The organism is Rhodopseudomonas pseudopalustris, from assembly GCF_900110435.1.
GTDB classification, from domain to species: Bacteria; Pseudomonadota; Alphaproteobacteria; order Rhizobiales; family Xanthobacteraceae; genus Rhodopseudomonas; species Rhodopseudomonas pseudopalustris.
Genome location: NZ_FODT01000019.1, coordinates 1 through 16,429, shown reverse-complemented (window position 1 = coordinate 16,429; position 16,429 = coordinate 1). Strand labels below are relative to the sequence as shown.

General features: G+C 61.2%; 13 protein-coding genes and 5 pseudogenes. 9 read left to right on the top strand and 9 right to left on the bottom strand.

Features of this window, described 5'->3' with window-relative positions; genetic code table 11:
* The first annotated feature begins 668 nt into the window (after window positions 1-668).
* From BMY71_RS23640 to BMY71_RS23630, 3 genes are all read left to right on the top strand, one after another.
* Window positions 669-1,559: a DUF4118 domain-containing protein gene (locus BMY71_RS23640; protein ID WP_175557770.1), complete on the top strand. Its 891-nt coding sequence runs from the start codon at window positions 669-671 to the stop codon at window positions 1,557-1,559.
* 806 nt (window positions 1,560-2,365) lie between these two features.
* A complete protein-coding gene (locus tag BMY71_RS23635; RefSeq protein WP_092686345.1) occupies window positions 2,366-2,503 on the top strand; it encodes a transposase in 138 nt (45 codons plus the stop codon).
* 201 nt (window positions 2,504-2,704) lie between these two features.
* Window positions 2,705-3,807 (top strand): IS3 family transposase gene (locus tag BMY71_RS23630; protein ID WP_092686323.1). Its coding sequence is split into 2 segments (ribosomal slippage): window positions 2,705-2,966 and window positions 2,966-3,807, totalling 1,104 coding nucleotides; the frame shifts between segments, so codons are not numbered across the junction.
* A gap of 908 nt (window positions 3,808-4,715) precedes the next feature.
* On the opposite strand, the gene BMY71_RS23625 is transcribed toward BMY71_RS23630, so the two are convergent.
* Genes BMY71_RS23625 through BMY71_RS23605 form a run of 5 tightly spaced genes read right to left on the bottom strand, consistent with a single transcriptional unit; the run spans window position 4,716 to window position 9,315 of the window.
* Window positions 4,716-5,567, bottom strand: coding sequence for a metal ABC transporter permease (locus tag BMY71_RS23625; RefSeq protein WP_175557769.1), 852 nt, complete (start codon window positions 5,565-5,567; stop codon window positions 4,716-4,718).
* Window positions 5,564-6,439, bottom strand: coding sequence for a metal ABC transporter permease (locus BMY71_RS23620; protein WP_092686322.1), 876 nt, complete (start codon window positions 6,437-6,439; stop codon window positions 5,564-5,566). Before BMY71_RS23620 ends, BMY71_RS23625 begins: the two co-directional genes overlap by 4 nt.
* Before the next feature lies 1 nt (window position 6,440).
* Window positions 6,441-7,343, bottom strand: a complete 903-nt coding sequence (locus BMY71_RS23615; protein WP_092686321.1) for a manganese/iron ABC transporter ATP-binding protein — start codon at window positions 7,341-7,343, stop codon at window positions 6,441-6,443.
* On the bottom strand, window positions 7,340-8,257 hold the full coding sequence (locus tag BMY71_RS23610) for a metal ABC transporter substrate-binding protein (RefSeq protein WP_139202725.1): 918 nt from the start codon (window positions 8,255-8,257) through the stop codon (window positions 7,340-7,342). The genes BMY71_RS23615 and BMY71_RS23610 overlap by 4 nt, the downstream gene beginning before the upstream one ends.
* Before the next feature lie 59 nt (window positions 8,258-8,316).
* Window positions 8,317-9,315: a DUF6662 family protein gene (locus BMY71_RS23605; RefSeq protein WP_244526152.1), complete on the bottom strand. Its 999-nt coding sequence runs from the start codon at window positions 9,313-9,315 to the stop codon at window positions 8,317-8,319.
* A 360-nt stretch (window positions 9,316-9,675) separates the two neighbouring features.
* Between BMY71_RS23605 and mntR the strand changes: the two genes are divergently transcribed.
* The gene (mntR, locus tag BMY71_RS23600) at window positions 9,676-10,152 is read left to right on the top strand and encodes a manganese-binding transcriptional regulator MntR (RefSeq protein ID WP_092686320.1); all 477 of its coding nucleotides are present in this window, start codon (window positions 9,676-9,678) and stop codon (window positions 10,150-10,152) included.
* Between the two features lie 877 nt (window positions 10,153-11,029).
* A pseudogene (locus tag BMY71_RS25355) lies at window positions 11,030-11,141 on the top strand (SDR family NAD-dependent epimerase/dehydratase); the annotation flags it as partial.
* A 580-nt stretch (window positions 11,142-11,721) separates the two neighbouring features.
* Here the strand turns inward: BMY71_RS25355 and tnpC are convergent.
* The 3 pseudogenes from tnpC to BMY71_RS23585 form a co-directional block, all read right to left on the bottom strand.
* A pseudogene (gene tnpC / locus BMY71_RS23595) lies at window positions 11,722-12,611 on the bottom strand (IS66 family transposase); the annotation flags it as partial.
* Window positions 12,592-12,900, bottom strand: a pseudogene (locus BMY71_RS23590) (catalase/peroxidase HPI); the annotation flags it as partial. The pseudogenes BMY71_RS23590 and tnpC, both read right to left, overlap by 20 nt.
* Window positions 12,900-13,100: pseudogene (locus BMY71_RS23585) on the bottom strand (PAS domain S-box protein); the annotation flags it as partial. The pseudogenes BMY71_RS23585 and BMY71_RS23590, both read right to left, overlap by 1 nt.
* Before the next feature lie 163 nt (window positions 13,101-13,263).
* Between BMY71_RS23585 and BMY71_RS23580 the strand changes: the two are divergent.
* Genes BMY71_RS23580 through BMY71_RS23570 form a run of 3 tightly spaced genes read left to right on the top strand, consistent with a single transcriptional unit; the run spans window position 13,264 to window position 15,338 of the window.
* Window positions 13,264-13,551 carry a DUF2249 domain-containing protein gene (locus BMY71_RS23580; protein ID WP_092686319.1) on the top strand — a complete coding sequence of 96 codons (288 nt, stop codon included), beginning with the start codon at window positions 13,264-13,266 and terminating at the stop codon, window positions 13,549-13,551.
* On the top strand, window positions 13,548-14,837 hold the full coding sequence (locus tag BMY71_RS23575) for a hypothetical protein (RefSeq protein WP_244526151.1): 1,290 nt from the start codon (window positions 13,548-13,550) through the stop codon (window positions 14,835-14,837). Before BMY71_RS23580 ends, BMY71_RS23575 begins: the two co-directional genes overlap by 4 nt.
* Window positions 14,838-14,846: 9 nt before the next feature.
* Window positions 14,847-15,338, top strand: coding sequence for a hemerythrin domain-containing protein (locus BMY71_RS23570; RefSeq protein ID WP_092686317.1), 492 nt, complete (start codon window positions 14,847-14,849; stop codon window positions 15,336-15,338).
* 232 nt (window positions 15,339-15,570) lie between these two features.
* Here BMY71_RS23570 and BMY71_RS25480 read toward each other — a convergent pair whose 3' ends face one another.
* Window positions 15,571-15,696 (bottom strand): hypothetical protein, encoded by a 126-nt coding sequence (locus BMY71_RS25480; protein ID WP_283804824.1) that lies wholly within the window; start codon window positions 15,694-15,696, stop codon window positions 15,571-15,573.
* 93 nt (window positions 15,697-15,789) lie between these two features.
* Here BMY71_RS25480 and BMY71_RS23565 point away from each other — a divergent pair.
* A pseudogene (locus BMY71_RS23565) lies at window positions 15,790-16,429 on the top strand (transposase); the annotation flags it as partial.

Sequence of the window (16,429 nt, the reverse complement as noted above, 5' to 3'; positions counted from 1 at the left end):
ACCGCCGGCCCATCCACCGCCGACAGAGCACAAACGCCCTAAAGGCGATCGGCCAGCGGACGTTAAGCCGCCGAAATGTCCATCACTGGCCCGCAGGCAAAGATCCTTTCGGTCCTGACGTCAACAAGACCGGTGCGCTCCGACGATGTTGCCGCCCCCGCAGCCCCTTCGTGGCAGAATCATTAGACCCATTTCTGCCTTTTCACTTCGCTAAAAATGGCCATCGACGGAACGTCCGCAGTATACCATTGTGCGACTAGGTAATGGAGGCGGTTGAAGCAATCAACGTCGACGCTTGCGCCGTTCCGCGTCCCGTATGCCTCTCCGCGTAGCGCACGAGGGTATCAAAGAACCACTCCCGTTCCCTAAAGGAGCGCTGGGGGCTAACAAGCAAAGCAAAGCCCAACCGCCGGAAAAGTCAACGGCCGCAGCTGGACAGGGTAACCGTAGGCACCGATGTGCTATAGGGTGGATTGGCCAGATCACGCCGGACACGTTTGGCAATAGGGCCGCAAGTAGCCCGGTCGGAAGCGAGCTCGACGTGTTCAAATGCGACCTTGATGGCGACTCTCTCGTGTGCAATCTTCGATCCTTTGTCTTGCTGGGAGGCGATGGTGGATTGTGAGTCTTCGCTCCGACTATGGCGACGGATTTATCGGCGGAAGCCGATGGGGGCACTTCCAAGCATAGGTCTGGTGGTGGCATTAGTGCTGATCGCGACGGGCGTCCGGATCTTGCTGGGATTTTTCGGTGCAACGCTTCCATTTGCAACATTCTTTCCATGCGTAATGATATCAGCGCTTATCGGAGGATGGTTGCCGGGCCTTCTCTCAATAGCCCTATCCATTCTCGTGGGTTGGTACGTATTCATCTCTCCGCAATTTGCGTTTGCTCCGCTGTACCCGGTGATGGCCGCAGATTTTGGAGTCTTCGCGATATCAAGTGTCGCAGTCGTTTCGCTTGCAATCTTGCATCGCGGATTAGTGTTCACCTACGAAGACATGCGAACTGAACGAGACCTCATGGCCCGCGAAACATTACACAGAAGCAGAAATCAGCTCGCCGTTGTTATCTCGCTGATCCGCAAGACTGTCCGAGACAGCGGCGATGCAGAAAAAACAGTCGAACGCATCAAGATCGCCAAGTTAACCGAGGACCTCCTAGAACAGAATGGTCCATTAATTGGAGATCTGCACGACCTGATTGATAAGGTGGTTCGAAATGCCCATCCAGAGCAGGTTCAAATCAGCGGCCCACAAGTGTCACTGTCCACACGGCTTGCACGCGCACTAGGACTTGCGCTGCATGAAATGACAACAAATGCTGTAAAATACGGTTCGCTTTCGAACGGCTCAGGCGCAGTAAGAATCGAATGGACCCAAGGCGAGCACTGCATTGACATTCGCTGGATAGAGACCGGCGGGCCCGCAGTTTATCCTCCACAAGCGCTCGGCTTCGGATCGACACTCATCGACAGAATGCTGACGAGTGTTGGTGGAAAACATGAGGTTGTCTTCGCAGAAAGCGGGTGCCGACACCGGATACAACTCATGTCGTAGGCGCTCTTAATGATCCCATAGTCAAAAGGTTGACGGACTGGTTCTTATCGGCGCAGCATCCTCTCCCAGGTGAAGAACCTGCAGACTTTCCACACCTGAGCAAACTAGAAAATTGTAGATCCGTCCGGCCGCGAGCTTGGGAAGCTTCGGTCGGAGAAGTATGGAGGATTTTGCTGTGCTTCTTGCGAGCGTCCCCCCTATTTGAATCAGACTATTCACCGACTATCCGGCGGTATCTATGGACAAGGACGAGAAGCTTTGAGCTGACGCGTTCGAAGCAAGGCGCGAGGTGCATGTCATGGAGGCTGTCCGACCAGGCGTGGCATTCGAAGCCGACAGCAAATTCGAGGAGTTGGGAAAGCTCGTGATCAGCAAAGCGGCGACGCCACGTGAGTGACCAAGATTATTTCGATAGCTGATCGAACATCAGATCCGAACGGCCAAGAATCAGTAGACGTGAGCCAACGGAACTATTGTGCGATTCTTTCGACTTCGGTCGCATCGACATTGCTAGGCGCCGCGTCTGGTGCATTTTTCAGGTTGAACGCCACTCTTCGAGCGTCCGGTTGACAGGCTCAACGTCGCGATGGCGAACGTCGCGCAGGGACAGTTCCAGACCAGTGTTTTCGTGCGGGGCAACGATAAGATCGGCATCGCTTTGCGAAATATGCAGGCTATCCAGCACACCCCCGGGTTTGATCGCGAGCGGCGACAGACCTACTCAAAGACTGCCGAACAGCGCCGGCAGGACGTGCTTGGAATCGCCAGTGCGGCTCGAGGTCGTCGACGATCGGCCGACGCCGGCAATGGACGGACAAGAGAAGCTGAAGATCGTGCTGGAGAAAATGCAGGCGCCGCGGTCGATTTCGTCGGCGGCGCGGCGGCACGGGATATCGCGATCGTTGCTGCTGACGTGGCGTCGGTCGTTTGTGGTTGAGAGGTAGAACCGGCCAAGCCGGCGTTTGGGCCGACGGTCGTGATGAAACGGCAACGCCTGACAATGCGCCCCCCGTGCTACCTGTCTCTTCACGATAGGGCTGACCGGGCTATGCTTTGCGCCAAGTGATCTGAGGCGGGGAAACTGGACCATTTTTGGTTAGAGTCTTGCGCTGCCGAATTCCCTCGGCTGGGAGGAGCGGAAGGCGATGAAAGCCTCGAAGTTTTCGGACGCCCAGAAGGCGTTCATTCTGAAGCAGGGCAATGACGGCGTACCGGTCGCCGAAATCTGCCGCAAAGCCGGGATCAGCCAGGCGACCTATTTCAATTGGAAGAAGAAATATGACGGACTGCTGCCGACCGAGATGCGGCGGCTGAAGCAGCTCGAGGACGAGAACGGCAAGCTGAGGAAGCTGGTCGCGGATTTGTCGCTCGACAAGGAGATGTTGCAGGACGTTATCCGCCGAAAGCTGTGAAGCCTGGTCGGAAGCGCAAGCTCGTCGATGAGGTCTGTGGCGAGTGGCAGGTGTCGATCCGCAGGGCCTGCGAGGCTCTTGAATTCGACAGATCGACCTACCACTACAGATCGCGTCGCTCCGACCAGGCCGCCCTCGAACAACGGATCAGGGAGATCTGCCATGTCCGCGTTCGCTACGGATATCGCCGCATTCACGTCGTGCTTCGTCGCGAAGGATGGCGCCACGGGCAGAACAAGACGCGGCGGGTTTATCGCGAGTTGGGCCTGCAATTGCGCCACAAGACGCCGAAGCGTCGAGTCAAGGCCAAGCTTCGGGATGATCGCAGGCCGGCGACGCGATCGAACGAGACCTGGGCGATGGACTTCGTCCACGATCAGTTGGCGACGGGACGCAAGCTGCGGGTGCTCACGGTCGTGGACATCTTCTCCCGCTTTTCGCCCGCGCTGGAGCCTCGGTTCACCTTCCGCGGCACCGATGTCGTGGAGATACTGGAAAGGGTCTGCAATGAAGTGGGATTCCCGGCAACGATCCGCGTCGACCAAGGCACCGAGTTCGTCTCGCGAGATCTCGACGTCTGGGCCTATCAGCGCGGCGTTACGCTGGACTTCTCCCGCCCGGGTAAGCCGACCGACAACGCCTTCATCGAGGCGTTCAATGGACGCTTCCGGGAGGAATGCCTCAACGCCCATTGGTTCCTGAGCCTTGCCGACGCCCAGGAAAAAGTGGAGAATTGGCGCAAGTACTACAACGAAGAGCGGCCCCATGGCGCGATCGGCAACAAACCGCCGATCCTGCTGCAAAATCGCGATGGCGCAACCAGCCCGCCACAGTGATCAGAGGCGCAAAACTCTAATTCTGGGTGGTCCAAAGTTCGGTCTCACTGCAAATGCAACAAGGGCTCTTCCCATCGCTGGATGAAAGAAGGGGCTCAGGTCACAAGCGAGATGGCAGAAATCGCTGTCACCAAGCATCGATAGATAGAACGACCACTTAGGAGAGAGAAACCTCAACTCTTTCTGCAATGCCCGCATGTGAGACGAATACCCGCCATGACTGCCGAGAGGTCGAACCCTTGGACGCGGGCGGTGACATGCGGAAGATCTAGATGCACGCGGAGATCGCGAATTGATTCAGGATTCCTTCTCCCAGCGCTTGAGTTGGCCGACTAGCCACGAATCGCAGCACCTTTATACCGGGTACCCCGCCGGCATTCCATTTCCTAGCAGAACGACATTCTCTTTGGCGGCGTCCAATCTTCCGTCAGTCGCGAATACAGTCACAAAACAACAGGAACGTTCAATGATCGTAGGATCAGCTGAGATCGGGTAGCACTTTCCTGGATGTCCAATACTAGCGAATGAGTCTGGCTACCTCCATCATCGAGCATTCGACTGAACGCACGATGCCGACGCGTGAACTAGGCCCTGACGGCCCGGCATCACCTTGCAGAAGAGTTGGCACGCGGCAGAGCCGAGATGTGATAGTTCAAGGCGCGAAGAGCAGCCACCTCCCGCGCGGCTTTGGAGGCCGGATAGCTTTAAGAGACGGCGGATCGCATTGCCGTGTCAATTGAGCGGCGAAACGGAAAGAGGCGAGGCCGATTAAACGGCTAATTGGTCTTTATTGATCCAGAAAATTCAAGTTAAGATGACGAATTGCGAGCTGCACGGGCTTCCGTCAGCCGTATATATTGGCGGCCGGTCGCCGCAGCAATTCGTCGAACAATCGGTAGCAAATGGGGTCACCGGAAGGTAGTTGGGTCGGTACGCAGGAGGCCCCGCTTCGGAGCGAACAGGAACGCCGCGCAGAACACCAGCGCCTGCGTCAGCACGATGCACGCCCCCGTGGCGCCGTCGATGTGGAAGCTGGCGAGCGTGCCGATCGCGGCCGAGCTGGTCGCGACCGCGACGGCGACGAGCAGCATCCGCTCGAAGCTGTCGGTGAGCAGATAGGCGGTGGCGCCGGGCGCGATTAGCATCGCGACCACCAGGATGATGCCGACCGCCTTCAGCGAGGCGACGATCGTCAACGCCAGCAGCACCAGCAGTCCGTAGTGCAGCGCCCTCACCGGCAGGCCGATCGATCGGGCGTGGTGAGGGTCGAAGCAGTACAGCAACAGGTCGCGGCGTTTGAGCAGCACCGCCAGCAAGGCACCGCCGGCGACGATCGCGATCTCGATCAGGTCGCGCGGCGTGACGCCGAGCACATTGCCGAACAGGATGTGGTTGAGATGCTGGTCGGTCTCGATCCTGGTGAACAGGACCAGACCGAAGCCGAACATGCCGGAGAACACGATGCCCATCACCGTGTCCTCCTTCACCCGGCTGTTCTCCTTCAGATAGCCGGTGACCACCGCGCAGGACAGGCCGGCCACGAACGCCCCGGCCGCTAGCGGCAGGTTCAGCACATAGGCGACCACGATGCCCGGCAGCACCGCGTGAGAGACGGCGTCGCCCATCAGCGACCAGCCCTTCAGCACCAGATAGCAGGACAACACCGCGCAAACCGCCGCCACCATCACGGACGCGACCAGCGCCCGCTGCATGAACGGATAGGCCAGCGGTCCGGTGATCCAGTCGACGACCTCGTTCACGGCGTCGCCTCCGCCGCCGCGTGCCGCCGCCGGCGCGCCGCGATCACGCCGTGCTTCGGCGCCAGGTAGAACGCCGCCAGAAACAGCAGGGTCTGCAGCGTGACGATCACTCCGCCGGTGGCGCCGTCGAGAAAATAGCTGACATAGGCGCCGACGAAGCTGGTGACGGCGCCGAGCGCGACGCTGATCAGGATCAACCGGCCGAACCGGTCGGTGAGCAGATAGGCGGTAGCGCCCGGCGTCACCACCAGCGCGATCACCAGGCAGGCGCCGACCGTCTGCAGCGCGGCGACAGTGCAGGCGCTGAGCAGGGTGAAGAACACGATCTTGAGCCGCCGCGGATCGAGCCCGATGCTGCGGGCGTGGCTCTCGTCGAAGAACGTCACCATCAGGTCCTTCCACTTCAGCGCCAGAATCGCCAGCGACACCGCGGAGATGATCGCCACCTGCACGACATCGGCATCGGAGATCGCCAGGATGTTGCCGAGCACGATGGTCTGAACGCTCACCGACATCGGCCAGATCGAGGCCATCAGCAGCCCGAGGGCGAACAACGTGGTGAACACCAGCCCGATCGCCGCGTCCTCGCGCAGCCGCGATTTCAATTTGACGAACTGCATGCCGGCCGCCGCCAGAATGCCGGCGAAGAACGCCCCGAGCGCGAACGGCGCCCCCAGGATATAGGCGGCGGCGACGCCCGGAACGATCGCGTGCCCGAGGGCGTCGCCCATCAGCGACCAGCCCTTCAGCATCAGATAGGCCGACAGGAAGGCGCACACGCCGCCGACCAGGGCGCTCACCCACATCGCCTTCAACATGTAGCCGTAGGCGAACGGCACCAGCAGTTCGGCAAGCAGCGAGCCCTCGGCCATGTCAGCTCTCCTGATCCTGCCGCTGGTTGTGCCGGGCGTCGTAGAACACCAGCGGCTGTTCGTCGTCGGTGATCACCGTCAGCCGACGCTGGTCGTCGTCGCTGTGCAGGTCGGCGCCGCCGAGCTGGAAGTTGCGGAGCACGCCGCCAAAGGCGAGTTCCAGATTGCGCTGCGTGAAGGTCTGGGCGGTCGGCCCGGCCGCCAGCACGGTGCGATTGACGAGCACGACCTGGTCGCAGAACTGCGGAACGCTGCCGAGATCGTGGGTCGAGACCAGGACAAGCTGGCCGGCATCGCGCAGCTCTCGCAGCAGATCGATGATCGCGGTTTCGGTCTTGACGTCGACGCCGGTGAACGGCTCGTCGAGCAGCACGATCCGGCCGCCCTGTGCCAGCGCGCGGGCGAGAAACACCCGCTTCTTCTGGCCGCCGCTGAGCTCGCCGATCTGGCGATCGCGGTAGGCCGTCATGCCGACGCGCTCTAGGGCTTCGTCGACCGCGCGGCGGTCGGCCTGCGACGGAATCCGCAAGAAGTTCATATGGCCGTAGCGGCCCATCATCACAACGGTCTCGACCAGCACCGGAAAATTCCAGTCGATGTCCTCGCTCTGCGGGACGTAGGCGACGATGTTGCGCTTCAACGCCCGCGCGACTGGCATCCCGCACAGCTCCACGCTGCCGGCCGACGGCCGCACGAACCCCATGATCGCCTTGAAGATCGTCGACTTGCCACTGCCGTTGACGCCGACCAGCGCGCAGATCGTGCCGGGACCGAGTGCGAAGGAGGCGTCACGCACCGCCCTATAGCCGTTCGGATAAGTGACAGTGAGATGGCGCACCAATATGCCGGGCGCCGGGTCGCCAGCGCGGCGCGCCTCGGCCGGGCCCGGCCCGAAACCGATCATGTGCCGAACCCCTTGGCGATGGTTTCGACGGTCACCTTGAGGAGGTCCAGATAGGTCGGCACCGGACCGCCGGCCGCGCTGAGCGAATCGACGTAGAGTACGCCGCCGTAGCGTGCGCCGCTCTCGCGCGCGACCTGTTTTGCGGCGCGGTCCGAGATCGTGCTCTCGCTGAATACCACCGGAATCCTGTTCTTGCGCACGAGATCGATAACCTTGCGCACCTGCTGCGGCGTCCCCTGCTCGTCGGCATTGATCGGCCAGAGAAACGCCTCCTTCATCTTGTAGTCGCGCGTCAGATAGCTGAAAGCACCTTCGCTCGACACGAGCCAGCGCTGGCTTTCGGGAATTGCCCAAAGCCGACGGCGCAGCGGCTCGTCGAGCGCCTTGATCTTGGCCGCATAGCCGGCGGCATTTAGATTGTAGGCGTTCGCGTTCGCGGGATCGTATTTGACCAGTGCCTTTCGGATGTTTTCGACGTAGATCAGCGCGTTGGACGGCGACATCCAAGCGTGCGGATTGGGCTTGCCGCTGTACGGTCCCTGCGCGATACCCATCGGCGCGATGCCTTCGGTGACTACGACGCTAGGAACATCCTTCACGTTCTCGAAGAACCGCTCGAACCAGCGTTCGAGATTGAAGCCGTTCCACAGCACGAGATCGGCCGCCTGCGCCCGCACGATGTCGAGCGGGGTCGGCTGGTAGTCGTGGATCTCGGCGCCGGGCTTGGTGATCGATTCCACGATCGCCTTGTCGCCGGCCACGTTCTGGGCGATGTCCTGGATCACCGTGAAGGTCGTCACCACCCGGAACGGCTTGCGGGCCTGCGCCTGGCACGGGCCGGCGAGCAGCACGCCCGCGAATGCTGCCGCGACGATGCTGCGCACCCAGCTGCTGCGAATTAGTTTCAGCTTCATCTGTTTCCATCCTGATGCAGTCGCGCGCCGTGGCTCGCGTGTTCGTCGCGCGCCCGTCGCTAAAAATGCCAATTGAGCCGGAGCATCGCCTGTTGGCGCTCGAAATGATCGAGGTTGAGCGGCCTCCGGTCGCCCAGGGCGCCGCCCGCGACCTGGAACTGCCAGGTGCCAGAGATGCCGAATGCCGGCGAAACGTTGTAGGAGAAGGTCGGTCCGACATAGACGGCGTCGCCGAGGAAACGGTCCAGCCCGCCGCCGTCATAGGCGCGCAGATATCGAACATTAAGGCCGGCGAGAAATCCGGGCGCGAACGCATACGACAGCCCGCCGTGTAGCTGCAGCTCGGAGTCGTGGGCCCAGGTGTTTGTTGCGAGGTCACGGGTGGCGCCGGTGCCGTACCAGACGTTGAAGGCGGCGAACAACCTCTCGGCGATCAGCTCTCGGTCGAACAGCGCCGCGAACTCGCCACCATATTGCTCGATCCGGCCGCCCGACGCTTCGTCGACGCGGGACCAATTCGGCTGCGCGTGCAGCGTCAGCCCGAACGGCGCCGCCTTGCGGTCGATCAGCTTGTAACGAAACTCGAGCGCGGCACCGTTGAACGTCAAGTGGTGGCGGTCGTCGTAGCCTAATACGCCATCGATCTGCTGTCCGCCGAACGACAGCCCCGGTGCGATGCGGATCCGATCTGTGAGCGTGTACTTGACCTGAGTCAGCGTCGAGAGGGTGGCGTAGCGGCCATCGCGCTTGCCGAAACTGCCGACGTTTTCCAACTCGACCTCGATCTCACCCTTTTGGCCGATATCGGAGCCCATCGAGAAACCGAAGATGTGTTCTGTATCGACACCCTCCGCGTGATGTGTGCCGGGAACCGTCGGGGGGTGCTGCATCGCGAAGCCCGAACGCGAAGACGCGGGAGCAGAAAACCAGGAGGGCGCTTCGTCTGCCGCGGCCGTTGATGCTCCTGCAACAGCGACTGTTGCAGCCGTGACAAGCAGACGCCTCCACGGCCAACCCCGAATTTGCCGCCGCCTCACCGCATAAGTCTGGTTCTTCATCTAGGTTCACCTCATCAGACAATTTGGCAGTGGCGCAGAATCTCAGTCTGAGGCCGTTCCTATCACCGCCGCAGTCCTGCATTCGATCGCCAGGTAAAATGATGGGCATCAGGTCGCTGACGCTATGTTTGACTCCCAGCCGGGCTCCTAGCCTGGTTGGTTTCTGTCGCGTGACCTAACGCAACCTCATCGCATTCGCTGACATCGCCCCTCTAATTCCACCTCATACCTTATGTTGTAGCCTGGGCTACATAATAGAGAACTGCTCGCAGAAAGCAATCCAGACAATGTTGCTCAGGCTACATTTTGACGAAGAAAGGAAATCATGCTTTCCCGATCGGAGCATTCAGGAGTGAAACAATGGGCCCCGCTGTTCCGCCGGTCTCTCGGCGCAAGGTCTCTCCGCTGGCGGAGCTTCCGGCTGAACTTGTGCAAGCGCGCCGCTTCGGAAAGACACGTTCGGCACAATCGACCGCCATTCTTGAAGATTATGTCGAGCTCATCGCCGATTTACTGTCCGGCACGGGGGAAGCGCGACCGACCGACATTGCACGTCGCCTCGGCGTCTCGCACGCAACCGCCATCAAGACCATCGCACGATTGAAGAAAGCTGGACTGGCGACGTCGCGCCCTTATCGCGGAGTTTTTCTCACTGAGCAGGGGCAGGCGCTGGCAGCGAGATCTCACGCTCGTCATCGGCTCGTAGTTGATCTTCTCCGAGCAGTTGGCGTTCCTAGCGAAGCTGCAGAAGCCGACGCAGAGGGTATGGAGCACCACTGTTCGGAGACGACGCTGAAGGCATTCGCTCAGTTTTTGAGTTCAAATAGCGATAGCTAGCACGTCTCGTCGAGCATTGGGCTATGCTGGCCAGACCTGACGGCTATTGTGATCGCTGACGTCTCCTCGCCGAATGCCTCTCGGATGGCAAAATGGAAATGCGAAGGGCTGTCGGTTGTCGGCATTGATCAAACGAAAATAGAGCGGCCGTCGAAAGAGGGTTGCAGCGTCCGCTTACGGGGATGGATAGCAGCTGGATCGAAAAGGCCGCTCATAGCCCGCTGATGGGCCGGCGCCAGCCAGCGAGGGCGCCGAGAGACGCCTTCCTTAAGAGATGTCGATACTCGCGGGTCGGATCGCGGCGAACCAACCGCCACCCTGATGGGGCGACATCAATACACGATAAAAAGCTACAGTGAAGCGGCACCGTTCCGATCACGCAGACGCGCACGTGAGTCGCGCCTATCGCCCGACTCACGAGCGCTGCGGCCCCGGAACGATCAAAGACAGCCCCTGCGAGCCGACTTGGTGACGAAATTGCATCGTCATACCCGCGATTACGCAGACGCAGCTGCCGCCAAACACAACAGAAGATCACTGCTTCAAAAGATCCCTGCTGCATGACGGCTCCGATCCGGCGGATCAACAGTAACCGAATCGGAAACAGGAAGGAAACCTGGCCATGCCCCCCATGAAAAAGCTACTGTCCAACCGTGGCGCGTTACCGCTTGATCCAGTGGTTTTCTTCGCTAGCGGTCGGCTTCGCATGTTTGCCCCACCGATAAGCCGCGCACTCGGTTCGCGCTAGCAAGCAACACTTGTCATTTTAAACGCTCTGAATAAGGGCTAGCTGTCCATGCGTTCCATCGCTCTGTAAGCTCGTCTTGATAATCGAGCCAAAACTGGGTTGCTTCCTCGCGCCCCAAAATCCAACACAAGCCGGATTCTGCAGCCCTCAACCAGCGAGATCTATGGCGATCCGAGATGCCAACTACCGGAAACCTATATCGGCCACGTCAACGCAACGGGCCCCCCGCGCCTGCTACGACTAGGGCAAACGGGCGGACGAAACGCTGATGTTCAATTTCTATCGCCTGTTCGCTGCGCCAGAATCTCGCCGCGATGCGCGACTGCGACCTCGCGGCGATGGCAGGCGATCATTCCACATAGAACGCTGCATTCTAAGACGCCTTCTTGCGTCGCCCTCGCCTTCGAATAGCACCTCAAACTCGAAAATCTCGTCGCCGTTTTGGTGTAGCCACAATCCCCAGGTGAGCGCTCCATTTTTCACCGGTTTTAGCTTCGTCCAAGATGAATAGTAACGTTCTTCAGGCTGGAGGAGACGGAGGAAGGGTATCGAGTTAGTAACGAATCGGATTGATTGTTGGCGTCAAGATAATTGGCTAGCGAGGCTCGCATCGCTGCATCAAAGCCGGTGATGCCTGTCATAAGAATCTTGAAATTCGTTTGAAGGCAGAGCGATCAAAAGCGCCAGACGCGAGTATTTTGGCTGAACTCAATTCGTGCTAATGTTGTTCAAGTAGCTCCGCTCCAGACGCAGAGTCAAAAGACAGGCCCCGTCAGCCCTGTCACCGATGGGTTCGTTCGGAAGGTTGCCATCTCGGACCTCTACGAAGTCGACGCGGCGCGCCTGGCTCTCGCCTGCAATGCCTCTCGCAGCGTCATCAGGTCGGCAACGTCGGCGAGCCAGCCTTGCGGATCGACGTCGTTCATCTTGCAGGTTTCGAACACCGTGTAGACGGCCGCGCCGCGGTGACCGCCAGCATCCGAGCCGGCGAAGGTCCAGTTTCGTCGTCCGACCGCCACACCGCGCAACGCTCTTTCGGCGGCGTTGTTGGTCAGGCAGACGCGACCGTCGTCGAGGAAGTGAAGGCGGGCCAGCTGTTCAGCAGGTAGTTGATCGCTTTGGTGGTGTCATTGTTCGATGACAGCAAGGTGCGCTGCTGCCGCATCCAGATTTCCAGGTTGGTGACGAGCGGCGCCGACCTCTCCCGGCGCACCGCAAGCCGTTGCTCCGGAGCTTGGCCGTTGATGGTGCGCTCGATCGCGAACAGCTCGTCGATCCGCCGCACGGCCTCGGCCGCAATCGGCGCCTCACCTGTCTTCGCGTCGTCGAAGAACTTGCGGCGGGCGCGGCTCCAGCATGCCGCCTCCAGGATCGGCGCCGGCTTCCGCGGAGGCCTGTAGAGCTGGTTGTAGCCATCGAAGGCATCGGCCTGCATCAGGCCGACATAGCCGGCCAGATGGCCTTGCGGATGCTCCCCGGCGCGGTTGCGCGAGTAATAGAAGAGGGCCGCCGGCGGATCGCTGCCGCCAAATGGCCGGTCATCACGGACATAGGTCCAGATTCGGCCGGTGACGGTCTTCATCTTCGCCAACATCGGCACCGTGATGTCGTCGGCGTGGATGCGATCGGCGCTCATCACGTGGAGACGGATCGCTTCGATCAACGGCTCAAGCGCCACCACGCAGGCGCCGACCCGATCCGCCAGCGCTGCGCCAGACGCCGCGCCAGCTCCGGCGGCGCGCCGAATGCCAGGCCATGCGGATCATCAGCCCGCCGTAGTGACCGAAGTCGGCCGGCCACCATTCCTGCGAGTCCGTCATCAGCGCGTGCAGATCCTTGATCCCCGCGGTGAGATCCAGACTCTCGAATTCCTTGGCGTAGTCGAGTGCCGGTCCCATCGGATTCGACAGCGTCGAATTCCGATGCAGCATGCTGATGTCGAGGTGATCCGGCCACCAGTCGCGATTCCTGCGCCCGCGTGAGCCTCCGCCCGTGAACGGGTTTCGGACACCAGGCGAAACACCGCGCGCGGCATGTCCGGATGCCGGATGATGCTGTGCGGCTGGCCGAGCAACTTGGCCTCGCTGTAGCCCGCGATCCGGCAGAAGGTGCGATTGGCGTAAGTTATGCGGCCCTTGAGTTCGGTCTTGGAGACGATCAGTTCAGCGCAAATGCGCGGACATGGGGTCGGGTCGGCTATGCCGCCGCTTGTTTGTGGCAGAACAATCATCGGGGCAGTTCGACGCGATAGACTCCGGGCTTATGTGCGCCGCCGAGCCGGGTTGGTTCGTCGTCAGAGCGACCATTTCCGTGATCGCCCGGCACCCGCTTGGATAGCGCCGCAGCGAAGGAGTATCGCCAGCATGACAAACGGCGCCGGAGCGCACGATGGTACACGCCTATGGCAGGCAGAAGACGGGCTTCATGTCGATGTGCGGGGGCTTCCCTGTCCGGAGCCTCTGGTGACGGTGCTGAGGTTGATCGACGGCGGCGAGGCCGGCGAGGTGCTGTTGGCCCATCTGAGCCAGGAGCCGCTGCTGCTGTATCCCGAACTGGACGAGCGAGGCTGGCGCTATAGGTTGATCGCGACATCGGGTGATAGTTCACAGCAAGGCGGCCTGGTGCTCGAGATGCAACGTACTCGCTCATGACGATGGTCGGCACGTTTCTCGGCTCGGCCAAGAGCCGGCTACTGCCGGCGTCGGTGCCGTTCCGGTTCTTCGCGGTGGCCGCGGTGCTCCACGTCGCGCTCTGGGTGGCGGTTCTGTTGGCCGCGGCCGACTTCACGCAATTCCGTGGCGGCGTCGGACCGTCGCTCGCCGCCGTGCATCTGCTGACGCTCGGAGTACTGACGATGACGGCAATCGGCGCCGCGGTGCAATTGCTTCCGGTTGCGACGGCGCGGCCGCTCGCGGCGGTGTGGCCGATCAAGGCGGCGTTCTGGCTGCTGGTGCCGGGTACGATCGCGCTGATCTGGGGCATGCACGCGGCTGATGTCGGCCTGATGATCGCCGGCGCCTTGGCATGCACCATGGGAATTCTGCTGTTCGCGGGCCTGTTTGCCGACAATCTGCGCCGGGCCGGCAGCATGCCGGTGGTCCGGGCCTATGGTTGGGCGGCGTTTGTGTCGCTGATCCTGCTGGTCGCGCTGGGCCTCGCTTTATCACTCGACACCGAAATCGGCTTCCTCGCCGACCGTACCGACATCGCCCTCGCCCACATGATCCTCGGCGCTTTCGGCTTCATGGGGATGCTGGCGCTCGGCTTCAGCCACGTGCTGATCCCGATGTTCGCCCTGTCGCGTACGCCGGAAAAGCCCATGGTCTGGGCTGGCTTCGCCGCCGCGGCGGCCACGGTGGCGCTGGGGGTTGCTGGCGCTTTGCTCGGCGAGGCGACCTGGCTCGCGGCCGCCTGTGGGCTCGGTGTTGTCGCCGCTCTGCTGCATCTGCGGCTGATGCAGGTTACTCTCACCACCGGTATGCGCAAGCGGCTCGGCCTGTCATTCTTGCTGGTGCGAATCTCCTGGGTATCGCTGGCCCTGACGCCGCTGCTCGGCCTCGCGGTCTTGCGGGGCTGGGCCGGACCGGGCGGACCGACGCTGTTCGGTTTGATATCTCTCGGCGGCTGGCTCATGACCTTTCTGCTCGGAATTCTGCAGCGGATCGTCCAGTTCCTTGTCTCGATGCATGTGACCCGCTCGACGGGCGGGCCGCCATTGTTGTCCGAACTTGGCGCCAGCGCCCCACTGACGGTTCACGCCGCGTGTCACCTCGTCGCGATCAGCGGATTGGCCGCGGCGATTGTCTTTGACAGTACGAATCTGGCGGCGCTGGCCGCGCTGCTCGGCCTGGCCGGCGCGCTTGCCTTCGTCACGTTCATCGCCAGCATCCTAAAAACTCTCGCGTCGGGTCGAACCCGGCCGTGGGCCCACCCGTAGGAGGTTTCCATGTTTGCCAACCGCATCAGCCAGACGCTTCACGACGAGCATCGCGCGACCATCACCTTGATGGAGCGCCTCGAGCAATCGCTCGGACGCCGGCAGCCTATTGATATCAGTGACCCAAAGGACGCCCGATTGCTGCGCGATCTCGTCCTCGCTATCGATTCCGACACAATACGGCACTTCGATTTCGAGGAAACCCACCTGTTCACCCTTCTCGAATCGGTCGGCGATCAGTTGATCGGAGATCATCTCACCGAGGAGCATGCCGTGATGCGCCCACTCGGGGAGACTCTCGCGGCACTTTCGCGCACCGCTGAAAGCGCCGGCTTCGACAAAGCGAGTTGGGAGGAGTTTCGCCGGGTTGGCGCCGAATTCGTGCAGCGCATGGTGGTCCACGTTCAAAAGGAGGAGATGGCGCTGCTGCCGTTGGTGAACGACACTATGGACAGCGAGACGGAGATTCGTTTGTACAACGTCTATACCGGCAACACCTGAGCCGCCTGGCAGTGCGGTTCCAGGCGCCGCCACCACGGGCCACCTCCCTGTCACACCGGAACGGCAGGTTTCAGCCAACAGATCAGCAGCTATCTCACGCGCAACTCGGCGATCTCCGCAAGTTCCCTGAACTCAGGATGGTCATCCGGCGACGAACACTCTTCAGGATCTCTTGCTTCTGCCAGCAACTAACAGGGCGACTGATCGCAAAAAAGTAAGTCAGCCCCGACATCTACGCAAGCTCTGTGCGCGTCACGGGGGACTCGATGTTGATCCACTGATACGTCTTGACGCCGGCCTGATCTGACAGCCGCAGCAGGGAGGCTGCGATCCGGTGCTTGGTCCGCATGCTGGTCATTTCGACAACGCGCTAACAGGCTGTTGAAAAAGGCACTGGCGGCAGGCCTCTCGTCATGATTCCCTTCGATGCGGATGCTTCGAGGGGAAGACGATGCGTGGAAGTGACGAACGGTCTGGGGCGCTGTTCAACTATGTGGACCTGGAGGCTCGGGTTCGGCCCGACCATCCGCTGCGCACGATCCGGCGGCTCGCCAATGCGGCGCTGAATGATCTTTCGAGGGACTTCGACGCGCTTTACACGTCTTTCGGCCGTCCCTCGATCGCGCCTGAGAGATTGCTGCGTGCGATGCTGCTGCAGGCGTTCTACGGCATCCGCTCGGAGCGGCTACTGATGGAACGGCTTGACTTCGACCTCTTGTTCCGTTGGTTCGTCGGCCTGGGCGTGGACGACGCGGTTTGGGACCACTCGACCTTCTCGAAGAACCGGGACCGGCTCCTCGAAGGCGAGATCGCGACAAAATTCCTGACCGCGCTGCTCGCTCGGCCGGATGTGAAGCGTTTGCTGTCGAGCGAACACTTCTCGGTCGATGGCACGCTGATCGAGGCGTGGGCGTCGATCAAGAGCTTCCGCCGCAAGGATGGCGACGACCAGGACAGCGACGGGCCGGGCCGCAACGCCGAGCCAGCTTCCACAACGAGAAGCGCAGCAACGACACGCATCAGAGCACGACCGATCCCGAAGCGCGACTGTACAAGAAAGGCGACGGCCAGCCGGCCAAGCTCTGCTACAT